Annotated in this window: 20 protein-coding genes; 9 read left to right on the top strand and 11 right to left on the bottom strand. The window is 61.4% G+C overall.

Translation table 11 applies throughout. The annotated features are described in order from the left end of the window. Positions 1-43 precede the first annotated feature (43 nt). Positions 44-373, top strand: coding sequence for a hypothetical protein (locus AB4Z15_RS04620; RefSeq protein ID WP_442016283.1), 330 nt, complete (start codon positions 44-46; stop codon positions 371-373). A gap of 114 nt (positions 374-487) precedes the next feature. Here AB4Z15_RS04620 and AB4Z15_RS04615 read toward each other — a convergent pair whose 3' ends face one another. After that, a complete protein-coding gene (locus AB4Z15_RS04615) occupies positions 488-919 on the bottom strand; it encodes a universal stress protein (RefSeq protein ID WP_431117519.1) in 432 nt (143 codons plus the stop codon). Between the two features lie 163 nt (positions 920-1,082). Here AB4Z15_RS04615 and AB4Z15_RS04610 point away from each other — a divergent pair, with 163 nt between their 5' ends. Together AB4Z15_RS04610 and AB4Z15_RS04605 are read left to right on the top strand one after the other, a co-directional pair. Continuing rightward, entirely contained in the window at positions 1,083-1,889 is an 807-nt protein-coding gene (locus AB4Z15_RS04610) for an SDR family oxidoreductase (RefSeq protein WP_442016282.1), read from the top strand. 108 nt (positions 1,890-1,997) lie between these two features. Further along, on the top strand, positions 1,998-2,207 hold the full coding sequence (locus tag AB4Z15_RS04605) for a dodecin (protein ID WP_442002951.1): 210 nt from the start codon (positions 1,998-2,000) through the stop codon (positions 2,205-2,207). Between the two features lie 54 nt (positions 2,208-2,261). On the opposite strand, the gene AB4Z15_RS04600 is transcribed toward AB4Z15_RS04605, so the two are convergent. After that, positions 2,262-3,146, bottom strand: a complete 885-nt coding sequence (locus tag AB4Z15_RS04600; RefSeq protein ID WP_442016281.1) for a helix-turn-helix transcriptional regulator — start codon at positions 3,144-3,146, stop codon at positions 2,262-2,264. A 234-nt stretch (positions 3,147-3,380) separates the two neighbouring features. Between AB4Z15_RS04600 and AB4Z15_RS04595 the strand changes: the two genes are divergently transcribed. The 5 genes from AB4Z15_RS04595 to AB4Z15_RS04575 all read left to right on the top strand — a co-directional run bounded on the left by AB4Z15_RS04595 (position 3,381) and on the right by AB4Z15_RS04575 (position 8,242). After that, positions 3,381-4,202, top strand: a complete 822-nt coding sequence (locus tag AB4Z15_RS04595) for an aldo/keto reductase (RefSeq protein ID WP_442016280.1) — start codon at positions 3,381-3,383, stop codon at positions 4,200-4,202. Positions 4,203-4,238: 36 nt separating this feature from the next. Next, positions 4,239-5,210 (top strand): aldo/keto reductase, encoded by a 972-nt coding sequence (locus AB4Z15_RS04590; RefSeq protein ID WP_442016279.1) that lies wholly within the window; start codon positions 4,239-4,241, stop codon positions 5,208-5,210. After that, positions 5,207-6,244 carry an NAD-dependent epimerase/dehydratase family protein gene (locus AB4Z15_RS04585; protein WP_442016278.1) on the top strand — a complete coding sequence of 346 codons (1,038 nt, stop codon included), beginning with the start codon at positions 5,207-5,209 and terminating at the stop codon, positions 6,242-6,244. The genes AB4Z15_RS04590 and AB4Z15_RS04585 overlap by 4 nt, the downstream gene beginning before the upstream one ends. 83 nt (positions 6,245-6,327) lie before the next feature. Then, positions 6,328-7,158 carry an aldo/keto reductase gene (locus tag AB4Z15_RS04580; protein WP_442016277.1) on the top strand — a complete coding sequence of 277 codons (831 nt, stop codon included), beginning with the start codon at positions 6,328-6,330 and terminating at the stop codon, positions 7,156-7,158. Positions 7,159-7,177: 19 nt separating this feature from the next. After that, positions 7,178-8,242 (top strand): lactonase family protein, encoded by a 1,065-nt coding sequence (locus AB4Z15_RS04575; protein WP_442016276.1) that lies wholly within the window; start codon positions 7,178-7,180, stop codon positions 8,240-8,242. Here the strand turns inward: AB4Z15_RS04575 and AB4Z15_RS04570 are convergent. The 4 genes from AB4Z15_RS04570 to AB4Z15_RS04555 form a co-directional block, all read right to left on the bottom strand. After that, positions 8,239-8,469 (bottom strand): hypothetical protein, encoded by a 231-nt coding sequence (locus tag AB4Z15_RS04570; protein WP_442016275.1) that lies wholly within the window; start codon positions 8,467-8,469, stop codon positions 8,239-8,241. The genes AB4Z15_RS04575 and AB4Z15_RS04570 overlap by 4 nt on opposite strands. Then, positions 8,466-8,663: a hypothetical protein gene (locus AB4Z15_RS04565; RefSeq protein WP_442016274.1), complete on the bottom strand. Its 198-nt coding sequence runs from the start codon at positions 8,661-8,663 to the stop codon at positions 8,466-8,468. The genes AB4Z15_RS04570 and AB4Z15_RS04565 overlap by 4 nt, the downstream gene beginning before the upstream one ends. A gap of 260 nt (positions 8,664-8,923) precedes the next feature. Then, complete coding sequence (locus tag AB4Z15_RS04560; protein ID WP_442016273.1) at positions 8,924-9,955, bottom strand: hypothetical protein; 1,032 nt, start codon at positions 9,953-9,955, stop codon at positions 8,924-8,926. 1 nt (position 9,956) lies between these two features. Further along, entirely contained in the window at positions 9,957-10,466 is a 510-nt protein-coding gene (locus tag AB4Z15_RS04555) for an RNA polymerase sigma factor (protein WP_442016272.1), read from the bottom strand. Positions 10,467-10,603: 137 nt separating this feature from the next. On the opposite strand from AB4Z15_RS04555, the gene AB4Z15_RS04550 reads away from it, so the two are divergent. Continuing rightward, positions 10,604-11,581 carry a serine hydrolase domain-containing protein gene (locus AB4Z15_RS04550; RefSeq protein ID WP_442016271.1) on the top strand — a complete coding sequence of 326 codons (978 nt, stop codon included), beginning with the start codon at positions 10,604-10,606 and terminating at the stop codon, positions 11,579-11,581. A gap of 58 nt (positions 11,582-11,639) precedes the next feature. Here AB4Z15_RS04550 and AB4Z15_RS04545 read toward each other — a convergent pair whose 3' ends face one another. The 5 genes from AB4Z15_RS04545 to AB4Z15_RS04525 are packed head-to-tail and all read right to left on the bottom strand — an operon-like array spanning position 11,640 to position 15,117. After that, positions 11,640-12,692, bottom strand: a complete 1,053-nt coding sequence (locus AB4Z15_RS04545; RefSeq protein ID WP_442016270.1) for a HoxN/HupN/NixA family nickel/cobalt transporter — start codon at positions 12,690-12,692, stop codon at positions 11,640-11,642. After that, the gene (locus AB4Z15_RS04540) at positions 12,692-13,618 is read right to left on the bottom strand and encodes an urease accessory protein UreD (RefSeq protein ID WP_442016269.1); all 927 of its coding nucleotides are present in this window, start codon (positions 13,616-13,618) and stop codon (positions 12,692-12,694) included. Before AB4Z15_RS04540 ends, AB4Z15_RS04545 begins: the two co-directional genes overlap by 1 nt. Next, on the bottom strand, positions 13,615-13,818 hold the full coding sequence (locus tag AB4Z15_RS04535) for a hypothetical protein (protein ID WP_442016268.1): 204 nt from the start codon (positions 13,816-13,818) through the stop codon (positions 13,615-13,617). Before AB4Z15_RS04535 ends, AB4Z15_RS04540 begins: the two co-directional genes overlap by 4 nt. Next, entirely contained in the window at positions 13,815-14,432 is a 618-nt protein-coding gene (gene ureG, locus AB4Z15_RS04530) for an urease accessory protein UreG (RefSeq protein WP_442016267.1), read from the bottom strand. The genes AB4Z15_RS04535 and ureG overlap by 4 nt, the downstream gene beginning before the upstream one ends. Positions 14,433-14,445: 13 nt before the next feature. After that, the gene (locus AB4Z15_RS04525; RefSeq protein WP_442016266.1) at positions 14,446-15,117 is read right to left on the bottom strand and encodes an urease accessory protein UreF; all 672 of its coding nucleotides are present in this window, start codon (positions 15,115-15,117) and stop codon (positions 14,446-14,448) included. Positions 15,118-15,206: the final 89 nt, after the last annotated feature.

The raw sequence follows: 15,206 nt of genomic DNA, 5'->3' as shown, positions 1-15,206 counted from the left end.
CCATGGAAGCGAAGCTATCCGCTTGGGTCGTTTGAATAAGGCTGTGCAATTCCAAAAAGTTGCCTTGGACGCACTCGAACTGGCTGAGGAACACCATGAGGTGGCTGATGCCGTGGCAACACTCTGCGTCCACGCCGGCATTGCCGCCTCTGACGCCATCTGCATTGCCCGACTCGGACGATTCGCACAGAGTCAAGACCACAGTGAGGCTGCGGGCCTCCTGAGGACGGTAGATGAAGCTGCAGCCAAGCACCTAACCACTCTGCTTGGCATGAAAACTCGTGCAGGGTACGGGCACAACCCTGTCACCACGGAGCAGCTCAAGAAGGCCACAAGGGCCATGAGCGCCCTGTTGGAATTCGCCCGAAGATAGCACTCAGCGGCTTGCCGAGGCCTTTCCACGGCCATGAATTCTCCCCAACTGAACAGCATCAGAGGCCGTTTTGAGCTTCCAAAACGGCCTCTGCTGCTACCTAATAAGAAAGGGCTACGCGTCCACGTCCGTGTTCACGATGTAGACGTCGCACGGAGCACCGTGTGCCACGCTGTTCGCGATGCTCCCCAAGACACGGCCAAGGCCCTTCATCCGCTTGTTTCCCACCACGATCAGCGAGGCGTTGTTGGTCTCTGCGTAGTTGATGAGCGCGTTGGCCGGTGTACCGCGGGCTGCGAAGTACTTGATGTTGCCGCTGGGGACGTCAAGTTCCTCAGAGACCTTCCGGGCTACGTATTCTGCGGAGTCGGCCGAAGACACCGTGATCCTGTCGCTGCCGCTGCCAAATTCTTCAATGCGGTCATCGGAGAACCCGCTGATGACATGCAACTCGGCGCCAAGGGCTGTGGCAAGCTTCGCTGCTGCCACTGCTGCGCGTTTGGCCGTTTCGCTGCTGTCAACGCCGACGACAATAACTTCAGACATGAGTACTCCTGGTTGTGGGAATTCACTGGTGGTGCTGCTAAAAATCTACACTCCATCGTGATCCCCCGCCGGGATCCGGCATCTTCCAACCGAGTGTTTACGGTCCGGCCTGTCCGGGTAGGGATAAGTCATCGGAACCATCACGCGACCGAAAGGCAAGGACATGAGCGAGGCATCATTTTCCCCGCAAACCGCCATCGTCACAGGATCTGATTCTGGGATAGGACGCGCCACGGCGGTTGCTCTGGCCAAGGCAGGCATGGATGTCGGCATCACCTGGCACACGGACCAGCAGGGTGCCGAGGACACTGCAGAAGAGGTCCGCGGCCTGGGCCGCAAGGCCGTAGTGAACCACCTTGACACCACCAAAGTCTCCGAAACCGCTGCAAGCATTGACAAGCTGGCCGAGGAACTCGGCGGCGTGGACGTGTTCGTCAACAACTCCGGAACGGGCGATGGCACCAAGTTCCTCGAACTGGACTACGACACCTGGATGTCCACCTTGGACACCAACCTCAACGGTGCTTTCGTGGCCATGCAGGCAGCCGCCAAACGGATGGTCAAGGCCGGCCGCGGCGGGCGCATCATCGCTGTCACCAGCGTGCACGAGTTCCAGCCGCGCGTTGGAGCTTCTGCCTACGACGCCTCCAAGCATGGCCTTGGCGGGCTCATCAAGACCATGGCTTTGGAACTTGCAGAGTTTGGCATCACCGCCAACAATGTTGCTCCCGGTGAGATCGCAACACCCATGACAGGCCAAACGGACGAGGACCCCAGGCAGAAGGAACGGCCGGGCGTGCCCCTTGGCCGTCCAGGTGACGCACGGGAAATTGCCGCCGTCATCGCTTTCCTGGCCTCCCCGGATTCCAGCTACGTCACTGGCGCCTCGTGGCCCGTGGACGGCGGAATGCTCCAAATGGGACCCCATGCAGGATCACACATCACGGGCAATGACTGGCGCGAAAGCTGAGCCCGTCAGACCTCTGGCCCGCACGGACGTCCGTGGGCTAGTCTGCAGGAACGGCCTGCCGAGCGGGCCAGCATTTTCAAAGATTCAGGGACGATGATGAGGAGCACCATGGCTGACCACACGTATAGCGTTTCCGAAATTGTTGGCACTTCTTCCGAGGGCGTCGATGCCGCCGTCAGGAATGGCATTGCCGCCGCCTCCCAGACGCTGCGTAACCTGGACTGGTTCGAGGTGAAAGAGATCCGCGGTCATCTGCAGGACGGCGCAATTGCCGACTGGCAGGTGACCATCAAGCTTGGTTTCCGCTTAGAGCGCTGATCCCCTCTCCCGCGAGATGACAGTTGACGCCCATGTTCAGCAAAAAGATGGGCGTCAACTGTCATCTCGGCGGGCGGGTTCGGGGGCCGGCTGGATCGCTTCGGGTACCTCACCAAAGCTGCTGAGCAGCGTCAAAGCGTCCGACGACGGCGAGCCCGCCTTCGCGGAATGGACCCTCAGCAGCTGGTCGGGATCGTCCGGGAGGCTTAGCGTTTCAAAGTTCAGTTCAAGATCGCCAACCAGCGTGTGGTGCAATCTCACCGTGCCGGCAGAGCGTGAGGCCACCCTGTGCCCAGCCCACCATTGACGGAAATGCTCACTATGGACCGCGAGTTCGCCCACGAGCTGGTTGGTTTGCGGATCGTTGGGGTGTCTGCCGACATCCATCCGCAAGGCACCCACTGCCTCGGCGGCCACGGTTTTCCAGTCCCTGAACAGCTCCTTCGCCGCAGGATCCAGAATGATCCAGCGGGTCAGGTTCCGCTCAGTGGCGGGCAGCCCCGTGAAATCCGTGAAAAGCAGATGAGCCATCCGGTTTCCGGCCAATACATCCGCGCGTCGCCCCAGGACCATGGCGGGAACATCGCCGACGGCATCCAGTAGTTGCCGCAACGCAGGGCGCACCTTTTGGGCGGGGCCGGGATTGCCGGCCGAACTCGCGCAGTGCTCCAGCAGGTCCAGCATGTGCGCGTGCTCCCCCGCGTCCAGGCGCAGTGCCCTCGCTACAGAGTCGAGGACAGCCTTGGAGGGGTGGATGTTCCGGCCTTGCTCCAGGCGTGTGTAGTAGTCGGTGCTCACCCCGGAGAGCCTCGCCACCTCTTCGCGGCGGAGACCGGGCACCCTTCGTGACCCGGTGGACTCCTGGGCTCCGGCGTCCTCCGGCGAAAGGCGGGCACGCATGACTTTGAGGAATTTTCCGAACTCGGCGCTTTGACCCATCCGTCCATTCTGCCGTCATCGTCGCCGGCAAGGCCAGAGCAGGACCACCAATTTGGGTAGGACTGCCAGACCTAGGAAAAACAGGATCAGGCTGGATTGCTGACTCTCCGGCGAAAACTGAATAGGCTCAGTACAGAGCCTCCCGAAAACGCTTTCTGGAAGGTCCGGCCAACCCAGTCGAACCAACAGGAACCAACGGCGCAGGCCTGAAATTTCTACGTAGAAGGAGACCTCATGCCAGAGCTGACCCTAAACAACGGCGTCATCATTCCCCAGCTCGGATTCGGTGTTTTCCAGGTGCCTCCGGAAGAAACACAGAAGGTTGTGGAAGACGCATTGGAGGCGGGATACCGGCACATCGATACTGCCGCCGCCTATCGGAATGAGGCCGGCGTGGGCGCCGCCATCGCCGCATCAGGCCTTCCCCGGGAAGACCTATTCATCACCACCAAGCTCCGCAACGGAGAGCAGGGCGAGGCGTACGACGCCTTCCAACGAAGCCGCGACGCCCTCGGCTTGGAGGTAGTTGACCTCTACCTGATCCACTGGCCCGTCCCTTCACAGGGGCTGTACACGCAGGCTTGGAAGGAGATGGAGAAGCTCTACCAGGACAAGCAGATTCGGTCCATCGGTGTCTCCAACTTCCTCACAGACCACGTCGACACCCTGTTGAGGGAAGCGGACGTGGTGCCGGCCGTGAACCAGATCGAGCTGCACCCCACGTACCAGCAGGCCGATCTTGCAAACAAGTGCCGCGATCTCAGCATCGCCGTGGAGGCGTATAGCCCGTTGGGACAGGGCAAGGACCTGAACGCCGAGGTAGTGGCATTGGTGGCTGCCGCACATGAAACCACCCCGGCACAGGTAATTCTGGCCTGGCACCTCGCGCAGGGAACCATCGTGATCCCCAAGTCCGCGGACTCAGCCAGGATGCGCGAGAACCTCGGCGCTGCCGACCTCACCCTTACCCAATCCGAACTGGCCGCGATCACCGCCCTGGAGGCCGGCGCCCGCATAGGTTCCGATCCCGCCGTCGCGGCTTTCACACAGTTCTAAACAGCTCTGGATAGCTCCAAACAAAGGACAAAAAACATGCAGTACACCCATTTGGGCCGCTCCGGCCTGAAAGTTTCGCGTCTCTGCCTGGGCACCATGAACTTCGGCCCCCAGACGGACGAAGCACCGGCGCATTCCATCATGGATTCCGCGCTGGATTCCGGCATCAACTTCTTCGATACCGCTAACGTCTACGGCGGCTCGGGCCACCGGGGATGGACGGAGGAAATCATCGGGCGCTGGTTCGCGAAGGGCGGCGAGCGCCGGGAACGGACTGTGCTGGCCACCAAGCTGTATGGCACCATGACGGACCGGCCCAACGAATCCAAGCTCTCCGCCCTGAATATCCGCCGCGCACTGGACGCGAGCCTGAAGCGGTTGCAGACGGATTACATCGACATCTACCAGTTCCACCACATCGACCGTCAGACGCCGTGGGACGAGATCTGGCAGGCGATTGAGGTGGCTGTCCAGCAGGGCAAGATCCTGTACTCGGGCAGCAGCAACTTTGCCGGCTGGCACATTGCCCAGGCTCAGGAAGCCGCGCGCAGGCGGAATTACACGGGCCTGGTCAGCGAGCAGTCCATCTACAACCTCTTCCGGCGCGAACTGGAACTTGAGGTCATCCCCGCCGCGCAACAGTACGGACTCGGCTTGATCCCGTGGTCTCCGCTGCAGGGCGGTCTGCTGGGTGGCGTACTGAAGAAAGAGGAGCAGGGCGTTCGCCGCACCGAAGGCCGTGCGCTGGAGACGCTGCGCAAGCACGAGGATCAGATCCGTCAGTACGAGGATTTCGCTGACGAACTCGGGCAGAAGCCCGGCGACGTTGCCCTGGCTTGGTTGCTTCATCAGCCTGCCGTGACAGCGCCGATCGTTGGACCGCGCACGCAGGAGCAACTGGATGCCGCAATCCGCGCCCTGGACGTGACCCTCAACGAGGATGCGCTCAAGCGCCTCGATGACATCTTCCCGGGCCACCGCACTGCCCCGGAGGACTACGCCTGGTGAGCAGCCTCCTCCCACAAGCGGACACCGTCTCGCCGCGGAACATCCTGTTCATCGGCGGGACCGGGGTCATCAGTGCGGCGGCGGCTGAACGCGCCGTCGCGCTGGGCCACCGGCTGACCATCCTCAACAGGGGACGGTCAGCCGGGCGGCCGGTTCCCGAGGGCGCCGAGGTGCTCCATGCTGACATCCGGGACACCGGGGCTGTGCGGGAGGTACTTCGCGGAAGGGAGTACGACGCCGTTGCGGACTTCATCTCCTTCACTCCGGCTCATGCGCGGGCTGGCTTGGAGCTCTTCCGGGGGAGGACTGGTCAGTACGTTTTCATCAGTTCCGCCTCGGCCTACCAAAAGCCGCCCACCACCTTGCCCATCCGGGAATCAACTCCTCTGAAGAACCCGTTTTGGAAGTACTCGCAGGACAAGATTGCCTGTGAGGAGTTGTTGTTTGAGGCCTACCGCGAGCAGGACTTCCCTGTGACCGTGGTCCGGCCATCGCACACCTATGACCGGACCAAGATCGCGCTGGTGGGTGGTTGGACTGACATTCACCGGATGCGCGCGGGAATGCCCGTGCTGGTTCATGGGGACGGGACCTCGCTGTGGACGCTGACCCACAGCCGTGATTTCGCCAAGGCCTTCGTCGGCCTCTTGGGAAGGCCGCAGGCTGTCGGTGAGAGCTACACCATTACTTCCGACGAGTTCTTGCCGTGGAACCAGATCTATCGTCTCTTCGCCCGGGCAGCCGGCGTTCCTGAACCCGAGCTGTTTCATGTTTCCTCCGAGACCATCGCCGCCCATAGCAAAGAGCTCGGCCCCAACCTCTTGGGGGACCGCTCGCACTCGGTCGTGTTCGATAACTCCAAGATCAAGGCACTCGTGCCCGATTACCAGGCAACCATCCCTTTCGCAGACGGCGCGAGGGAGATCATTCAGTGGCACGATCAGCATCCGGAGCTGCAGGTGGTGGCGGAAGACTTCATGGAGCTGAGCGATCGGCTCTATGAGTGGTCTGCTCGAAGAGTGGCGGGGCGGTAGCTGTTGCCAAGCAGTCCGTGGCCAGCGTAGAACAGCAAAGACACCCGCCCGTCGAGATTGAAGCATTAGAGGAGATCATGCACATGACACTTGCCCCGCTCATTGAACTCAACGACGGCTACAAGATTCCGCAACTGGGGTTGGGTACGTGGCCCCTGGATGATGCCCAGGTTGCTGACGCCGTCGTCGAAGCTGTTTCACACGGTTATCGGCACATTGATACGGCAGTCAAGTACGGCAATGAGAAGGGTGTGGGCAACGGAATCCGCGCCTGCGGAGTGGACCGGGGTGAACTCTTTATTACCACCAAGCTGGACGGCGGATTCCAGGGCTCGGGCAAGGCAGTGGCAGGGCTCGATGGTTCGCTGGAACGTCTGGGGCTGGAGTACGTTGACCTGCTGCTGATCCACTGGCCGCTCCCCCGCCGCGACGAGTTCGTCTCCACCTGGAAGACCTTCGAGGAACTGCAGGCCTCAGGCAAGGTCCGCTCCATCGGGGTTTCCAATTTCAAGCCTTCGCACCTTGACCGGCTCTTCAGGGAAACGGATATTGTTCCAGCGGTCAACCAGATCCAGGTCAATCCGGCCATCCCGCGTCCCGTTGCCATCGCCTTCAACGAGCAACACGGGATTGTCACGGAATCGTACAGTCCATTGGGCGCCAGCAGCGACCTCCTGAATGCCCCGGTTCTGGCGGGCATCGGCAGCAAGCATGGCAAGACGCCCGGCCAGGTTGTTCTCCGTTGGCACGTCCAGCAAGGCCTGGTTGCCATCCCCAAGACCGCCAATCCGCAACGGATGCGGGAAAACCTTGAGGTGTTCGACTTCGAGCTGGACCAGGACGACCTAAGAAGGCTGCAAACCCTCGACGCCGGTCCTGATGCCGGCGTCGACTCGGACGTACAGGGACATTGATGGATTGGGGACACTAAGCATGGGGGACCACAGCATGGAAGCAGCAGGCACAGAAACACTCATCTGGACCGGGTCCTACACCGCGGACCGGAATGGAAATGGCGAAGGAATCGGCGCCATCACCCTGGATACAGACGGGAAACTCACTTCGCTTGGCTTGGCTGCCGCAGCGAACTCGCCGTCCTTCCTCGCCGTCCACCCAACGCTCCCAGTACTCTATGCCGTGGCCGAGGAAGGCAAGATGGTGCGGGCCTTCCGCCGTACCGGCACCGCTGAACTGGAGCAAATGGGCGAGCCGTGGTCTGCGGGCGAGGCCGCTTGCCACGTCGCGACAGATCCACAGGGCCGGTTCATTGTGGTCACCTGCTGGGGTGATGGCCAAGTGATTCTCTACGAACTGGACGACGACGGCGCTATCACCTCGCGAACCAGGGCGGAAGCCGCCGTCGACCCCCATCAGACTGGACCCACCGATGAGCCGCGGTCCAGCCGCGCACACTCAAGCCTCATGCTGCCCGATGGTCGCGTGATGACCACGGACCTCGGGCACGATCTTGTGAGGGTTTGGCGGTATGAGCCAAGCAAGGGGCTGCTGCCGGACCACCACGTGATCCTGCCCAAGGGTTCCGGCCCGCGTCACATGGTGCGGCATCCCAGCGGAACGGTATTCATCGACACGGAATACTCGATTGAGGTTGCAGCTGTCAGGGCCGAACCCCAAGGAGTCTACGAACTCACCGCCGTGGTTCCCGCCAGTGTCAACAAAGCGTTCGACGGCGACTCCGCCGCCGAGATTGCAATGTCCACTGATGGCCGGTTCGTCTACGTGGGAGTCCGTGGCTCCAACCGGATCTGCGTCCTGAAGGTGGGCGGCCAGGGCACGGACGTGACACCCCTGGCCGATGTGCCAAGCGGGGGCGATTGGCCACGGCACCACCTGGTCTACGACAGTTGGCTCCTGGTGGCACATGAAGGTTCCAACGACATCCTGAGTTACAGGCTCGACCCCGAAACCGGCCTGCCCGACGGACCCCTAGGCAGGGTGGAGACGGGGTCCCCCAGCGTGCTGGTTCCGGCGGGTTAGGCCGCCCAGACCTGGACGTCGTCGGTTCCGCAGAACAGCTTGCGTCCAGTGGGTTCAAGGACCACCCACAGCAATTCCTGGTGCTGCGAAACGTCGTCAACACGGCCGGTACCTGCACCCCAGGCAACATCGTAGATCCAGACGCGATCCCCGGCGCCCAGTTCAGTCCACTGGGTTGCCGGCACGTGCCGGTAGTCGGCGGGCCTGTTCAGAATGGAGCTGGTCATGCTGAGACTTCGCCAGCGGTCCGGCGCCGCCAGACAGTGGGCACTCCGTTGTGCGCCGGGAGGACGTGGCCTTCGGCGAACACCTGGACGGCATCAGGGTCCGAGTCCGGGCTCCACAAACCCGAGGCCGGGCAGTGGGAACCGGTGGGCATGACACGGGTGGCTCGTTCGCGCAGGAGGGCGATGCTCTTCATCGTTGAAACTCATCCTTGGGTAGTTCAGGGCGCTGCATGCTGTGAAGCAGGGCCTGGTGTGAAGCAGATCTCCTCAACCCTATGCAAGTCATGGACGGTTCGTTATAGGCAATTGCATAGCATTTCCGCATGGTGTCATGCACACGAACAGTAGGATTCTGGCTCTTTCCCCAGTAAGAAAGCGCCCCACCCGCCAAACTAGGTCGCAGTAGAGCGCGTTTTGAGGGCTCAGAACGCGCTCTACTGCTACTCAGATGGGGCTATTTGTAGCTGACGCTCAGCAGCAGGGCTTTCAGCTGCGAGTACTGCGTACTGCCCATCCAGGCCTTCGCTGCCTCGGGGGTGGCGAAGGTGGGTTGCTTGTCAGGATCGAACACAACGTATGCGTTCATGAATCCGTTGGGCATCCGAATCAGGTTGGTGCCAGAGCTGGTAATTCCTGGCTCCAGCTCGGACGACAAGCGAATATCCATGGCGTAAATGGGAGGATCATCGCTGGGGCCGGAACGAGCTGAAGGCATGCCCTCGTAGGCCGGTCCGTCGTAGGGGATGAATTGGATTTTGTTTGAAAAGAAGCCAAACTCCACTTGCTGGTCTGACATGTCCCTGACACCAGGAACCACTGCCCGGTCCAGGACTGTCCGATCCACCCGCCCCGCCGTGCCGTCTCCGTAGAACCCGCTGGACACAAAGGCGACCTTGTCCCCGGCGCTGTCCAGGATGGTGGCCGCTTGGGATGCGGCCTTCGTTTCCTCCGAAAGATATGGACCCTGCTCCGTCCGGACAGTCCAGCCGCTCGGATAGTTGAAGGAGATGTGTCCATCCGGGAACGTGAACTTTTGCAAGGCTGCAACTGGTGGTGCTGTAGGTGTCGGCGTTGGTGCCACCGTCGGAACGATCGCAGGAGCCGGCTGAGTGGGCGTGACCGACGTGGCAGCGCCGGAGGGCGTCACTGATGCGCTGGCCGAAGGTGTGGCGGACATGCTCGGCGTTGGCGTTGGTTCAGGGGTTGTGACGGTGACTGCCGGCGCCGGCGTCGAGCTCACTGGCCCAAAGTTGGCCGCCACGAGGACGCCAGCCGTGACAGCTGCCGCTCCCAGCAACAACGCTCCGGTAATCCGGACCTTTCGTTTCCTGCGATCTTGGAGGGAGATCACGCCAGCCGGCACAGTGTCGCTGAAGACCCTGGGCCCGGTCAGCATACGAGCCAAAGCTTCTTCGCCGTTGATTTCGGCCTCTGGTTCCTGGGCAAGAGGGTCGATCGCGGAAATCTGGCTCTTGATCTGGTCCATCTCAGACTCCCATCTTGTGTGTAGTCGTTTCGACACCTGCAGGCATCTGTTTCCGGAAAGCACCACGTGCGCGGTGCAAGCGGACCTTGGCTGCTGATTCACTGCAGTTGAGTACCCGCGCGATTTCGGCACAGCCCAAACCATCCCAATAGGCCAACTGGAGGATGTCCCGGTCCTGGTCGCGGAGGCGGGCCATGGCATCCTGTACAACGACGTTCTCGGAGTCGCCCCCGAAACGCTCCACCGCCGTCGTGCGTAGTTTTTCCTGCAGTGCCTCCTGCCGGTCACGGCTCCGATAAGCATTCCCGACGAGATTGCGCGCAACAGCGAGCAGGTATGGAATATCGGGTTGGGAGTCGTCGTCCCATTTCTGCCAAAGGACCCGGAAAACGTCCGCCGCGATTTCTTCGGCAATTTCCGCCGATTCCACCCTGCGGCGGACAAATCTGAAAACGGACGGATAGCTGTTTTTGTGAATGGCGATAAACGCCAGTTCGCGCTCGGAAAGCACGATTTTCCCCCTGAAAGTAGTGTCCTGAACTGCAGGATACTTCTATAGTTTCCGGCCCACGTCCCGGGGTTACACGCGGCCCGGAGAATTTTCGATAGATTCGTCTCACCGAACCCGAGCGAAAGCGTGGAAGTCACATGGTGGAATCAGGTCCCGCGGCAGACTGGGCCCGCAAACAGGTGGACCAAGGCCGCGTGCCGGTGGCCGTGCTGGGAATTGCATCCAGCCACGGCATTGCCGACATTGTTGCCTTTGGGCACGACGGCGGCCGGAAGGCAGCCACCGATGACCACTTTGCTCTGTTCTCAGTCACCAAACCCATCAGCGCGATGACGGTGATGCGCCAGGTTGAGCTGGGGAAATTGTCGCTCGGCAATGCATTGACGGACGCACTCCCCGGCTTCGGCGCCGGCCGAACGGACACGGTTACACTCGAACACTTGTTGAGTCACCGGTCGGGAATCATGGATACACAGCTCGACGGCGGCACTCCCCTCCGCGGGGACCTCACCACGGCGGAGCAAGCCTTCTATGCGGGATCGTTGGTCCAGTACTGCAATGTGGCTTTCGAGGGCGCTGCGGCCATGGCCGAATGGGCCGACGGCCGCCCGTTCGAAGAGCAGGTTCGTTCGCTGGCTGAGGACACCGGCGCGAAAGGCCTCACGTTCCACACGGACTGCAACCCGCACACAGTCCGTGGCGCAGAAGAGCAAAGCCTGGACGTTGAAGGGATGTACAAAAAGAAGCATCCTGGCGCCGGGTTGTTCGGCACCGCCACGGATCTGCTCAATCTCGGCACCGAGTTGCTGCGCGATTCCGGCAAGGCAGTGCGGCCCGCCACGCTTGCGGCCATGCGCCGGCCAAGGACCACCGGGGTTTCGCACATCAGTGTCCGGCCCAAGCCCTTGCGGCACACGGGCCTCGGTTTCCAGATGCCAGCCAACGAATCCGAGCTGATTGCCCAAGGGATCTACGGTCACCCCGGGTGGGCGGGCACGGAATGGTGGATGTTCCCGGAGCAGGACCGGTGCGTCGTGTTCCTGACCAACGTGCTGGACACCCCGGACCTTGGCGTGGATACGAATGAGCTCTTCAACGCGGTGGCGGCCTCCTGAGCCCAACTATGTAGCAGCACAGCGCGTTTTGAGCCCTCAAAACGCGCTCAGCTGCGACTTACTTGGGCTGGGGCGAGCGCATCACCCGGCCACGCCATGCGGAAACAGCCCACGCGATCACGAACAGGGCCACCAGGAGCTGGCCTGCATCGCCAAGGTCGATCTGCCCCAACCACGTAGACAGCGGGTCCTGGAGTTCAAACGCCGCGTTGACGAATCCCCCGAGCGTGATCACGGAGATGAACAGCGCCGACACAGCCGAGAGACCCGTGATCACCACATTGAAGCCGAGCTTCCGCTGAGGGTCATTGATGGCCGACCTGTACATCTTCATCATGGCCACGCCGTTGATGGAATCGCACAGTGTCATGGCAGCGGTGAACGCGAAGGGGAGCGCCATCAAGGCGAGCGGCGAGACTCCGGCGATAGACGCCGTCGTGGTGACAACCAGCAGTCCGATGGTGGTGGCCGTATCGAAGCCGAGGCCGAAGAGGAACCCGATCACGTAGATATTCCGTGGCCGCTCCACCTTTGACAGGGGCTTGGCCAGCAACCGGGCAACAAATCCCTTCGCCTCGAGGTCTTCTTCTCGGATCGTTCCGCCGGCCTGGATGCTCCGGTACACCTGCGTGGCGCGCAGGAATGCCGAGCCGTTGAAGAGCCCCATCCCCAGCAGGAACAACCCCGACACTCCACTACCGATCAAGCCCAGCATCTTGTTGCCCGCCGTGCGGTCCTCCATGAATTGACCTATCAGCGTTGCGCCCGCTGTCACCAGGAGCCCTGCCAGGATCACGACGGAACTATGGCCAAGGCTGAAGGCGAACCCGACACTCACTGGGTCCTTGTGCTGGGCCACTAACTTTCGCGTGGAGTTGTCGATCGCAGCGATGTGGTCCCAGTCGTAGCTGTGCTTGACTCCAGCCACATACGCGGTGACCACCAAGCCCAGCGCAAGCGGCTGCGCCGCCCCTGCCGAACCCAGCAGCAAAAGCACGACGGCGGCAACGTGCAACGCGGCCACCGCACCGAACGTGAAAAGTAGCCGCGTCCGCAGTGGCAACTTCTCCCGGTCCCGGTATATGGCGGCGAACCCAGTCAACGCAGTCATCAATACTTCCTCAGATTCACGGGTCCCTGACCATACCAACGTTCACGGAGAACTGAGGTACAGGCGCCCAGCAGATTATTGAGTTCGTCGGTGCTGTTGGACAACGATCTCAGCACAAGTCCAGTAGTACCGCCAACACTGTTGGTCAACGAAACGCCCGTGTAAGCATCATGGTCCCGCGTCAAGTGGTGCAGCTCGTCGGCAAGCTCCTGATTCACCCGCGGATCCACAACCACCAACGACCCCACATGACTAAAGCCCTCCATGAACCCCATCCCAGTCACATCACCCAGCGGCGGCCTTATCAGGAGGTTATCGAGGACCAATAGCCGGGATCCCCCACCAGTCTCGACCTGGATCTCATTGCGCAGCCGCAACTCCTCATACCGGAACACCCCGCCATCGGGCGACCACCCCGGCGTAATGACCTCAGCCATGACAAGGCTCGACGTCGGGTGGAGACTGATGCTCGAATTCTGCCGATAACTCGCCTCGCGATAGGCGATCAATTGGTCAGGCAGTAACTCCAACCGCGCCCCCTCCCCCAGCCGCACACGCATCCGCTGCTCAGCAAACGACCCCGGAGTCCGATACACCTTCGTGGCCGACTGAGTCGTCAACAGCAGCTCCGCCCCCGCCTGGACCTCAACATCAATAAGGAACAAGTCCGCCCCCAAATAGGCCCCGCCCGGATTAACCATGACAAAGCAAACCTGCCCGGACTGATCCAAATAATGCGGCCGCAACACTCTCAAAGCGCCCTCATGAAATTGCCGAGAAGCAACAGACCTCGCTCCGCGCACACTAACAAAAAGCTCCAACCGCCCCCGCACCCGCTCCCCAACCGCTGAAGCCAACCCGGCGTCGGGCACCAAGTTCCCCCAAGGACCGACATCAACGGTCGGGACCACAATGTGCGTGCTCATAAGCCACCCACGCCAGGGGACTGGGCCGCCGAGGCGCTGGAGCTGGACATGACGGTTCGCCGAATGAGCGGTGACTCGACAGTCGAGGCTGCGAAGCCGGGGATAAGGGGCCGCGGCGTGGTGGGCACCGCGAAGCGGGCACGGCCCCTTATCCCCGGCGTAGCCGCCGGATCCAGCACGGGCACCGTCAGCGGCGTCATTGTGCCAAGTCGAGCATCAGGACGTCGCGGCGAATCCACGCCAGAACGGCGTCCAACCCTTCGTCGGTTTTGAGATTCGTGAAGCAGAACGGCTTGTTGCCGCGGAATTCCTTGGAGTCTCGCTCCATGACCGAGAGGTCTGCTCCGACGTGCGGCGCGAGGTCCGTTTTGTTGATGATGAAGAGGTCGGATTTGATCATGCCTTGGCCGGCTTTTCTGGGGATTTTTTCGCCTTGGGCTACGTCGATGATGTAGATGGAGAAGTCGACGAGTTCGGGGCTGAAGGTGGCTGAGAGGTTGTCGCCGCCGGATTCGACGAAGATGACTTGAAGGTCGGGGTGCCGGGCTTTGAGTTCTTCGATGGCTGCCGTGTTCATGGAAGTGTCTTCCCGGATTGCGGTGTGGGGGCAGCCTCCGGTTTCGACGCCGATGATGCGGTCTTCGGGGAGGATGCCGTTGGCCGCAAGGATTTTGGCGTCTTCGATGGTGTAGATGTCGTTGGTGATGGCGGCCATGGAGATGTCGCCGCTCATGTGTCGGGTGATGCGCTCGACGAGTTGTGTCTTGCCGGCCCCGACTGGTCCACCGACACCGATTTTGATGGGTTCAGACATGTGTCCTCCTGGGTTAGCTCATGAACATGCGGGCGCGTTGCCGCTCGTGCCGCATTTGTGAAATTTCAAGTCCGGGGCTCACGGCCCCAAAGTCGTCCCAGCACAGTTGTGCTACAACCTTGACGGCGGTAGCAACGGCGTCGTGCGCGTGCCGGAGTATCCGCTGCCCGGCGTTCTGCCCGAGCGGTATGGCGCGCACCGCGTTCTGCGTCAGGGAAGTAACGGTGGCAAACAAATACGCTGCAAGCGCCTCCTTAAAAGGAACCCCCAAAGACTGCGCAATCACCCCAAAAGCCAACGGTTGATGCCCCCCACACTCCCCCCGCCGAACCAACGCCCGATACGCCTCCAACTCCGCCGAAGGAAACACCTCACCACCAATCTCCAAAAGCCGCCCACCCATCTTCAAGGAAGCCTCCCGAACCTCCCGAGCCAACAACTGCCCAGACAACACGCCATCCAACAAACCAACATCCACCCCCTCATACAAAAACCGCAAAGCCAACCCATCCGAATAAGTCAACTGCTGCCCCACAAACACACGCAGCCAATTGCCGAAAGTGACCTCATCACAAACCAGCTCACGATGTATGTAGCTCTCAAACCCCAAAGAATGAGCAAACGCCCCCGTAGGCAACGCAGAGTCGGTCAATTGCTGAAGAGCCAGCTGATATCCCGCACTCAAAGCGCACCGCCAGGGGCGCGGACTGCGCGCTTGAGCGGAGCTGGGAAGGGGGCCGCGGCGTGGCGGGCATCGCGAAGCGGGCACGGCCC

The organism is Paenarthrobacter sp. 2TAF44 (genome assembly GCF_052114885.1).
In the GTDB taxonomy this organism is placed as follows: domain Bacteria; phylum Actinomycetota; class Actinomycetes; order Actinomycetales; family Micrococcaceae; genus Arthrobacter.
The sequence above is the reverse complement of the archived record's forward strand: the minus strand, read 5'-3'. Positions and strand labels throughout refer to the sequence as shown.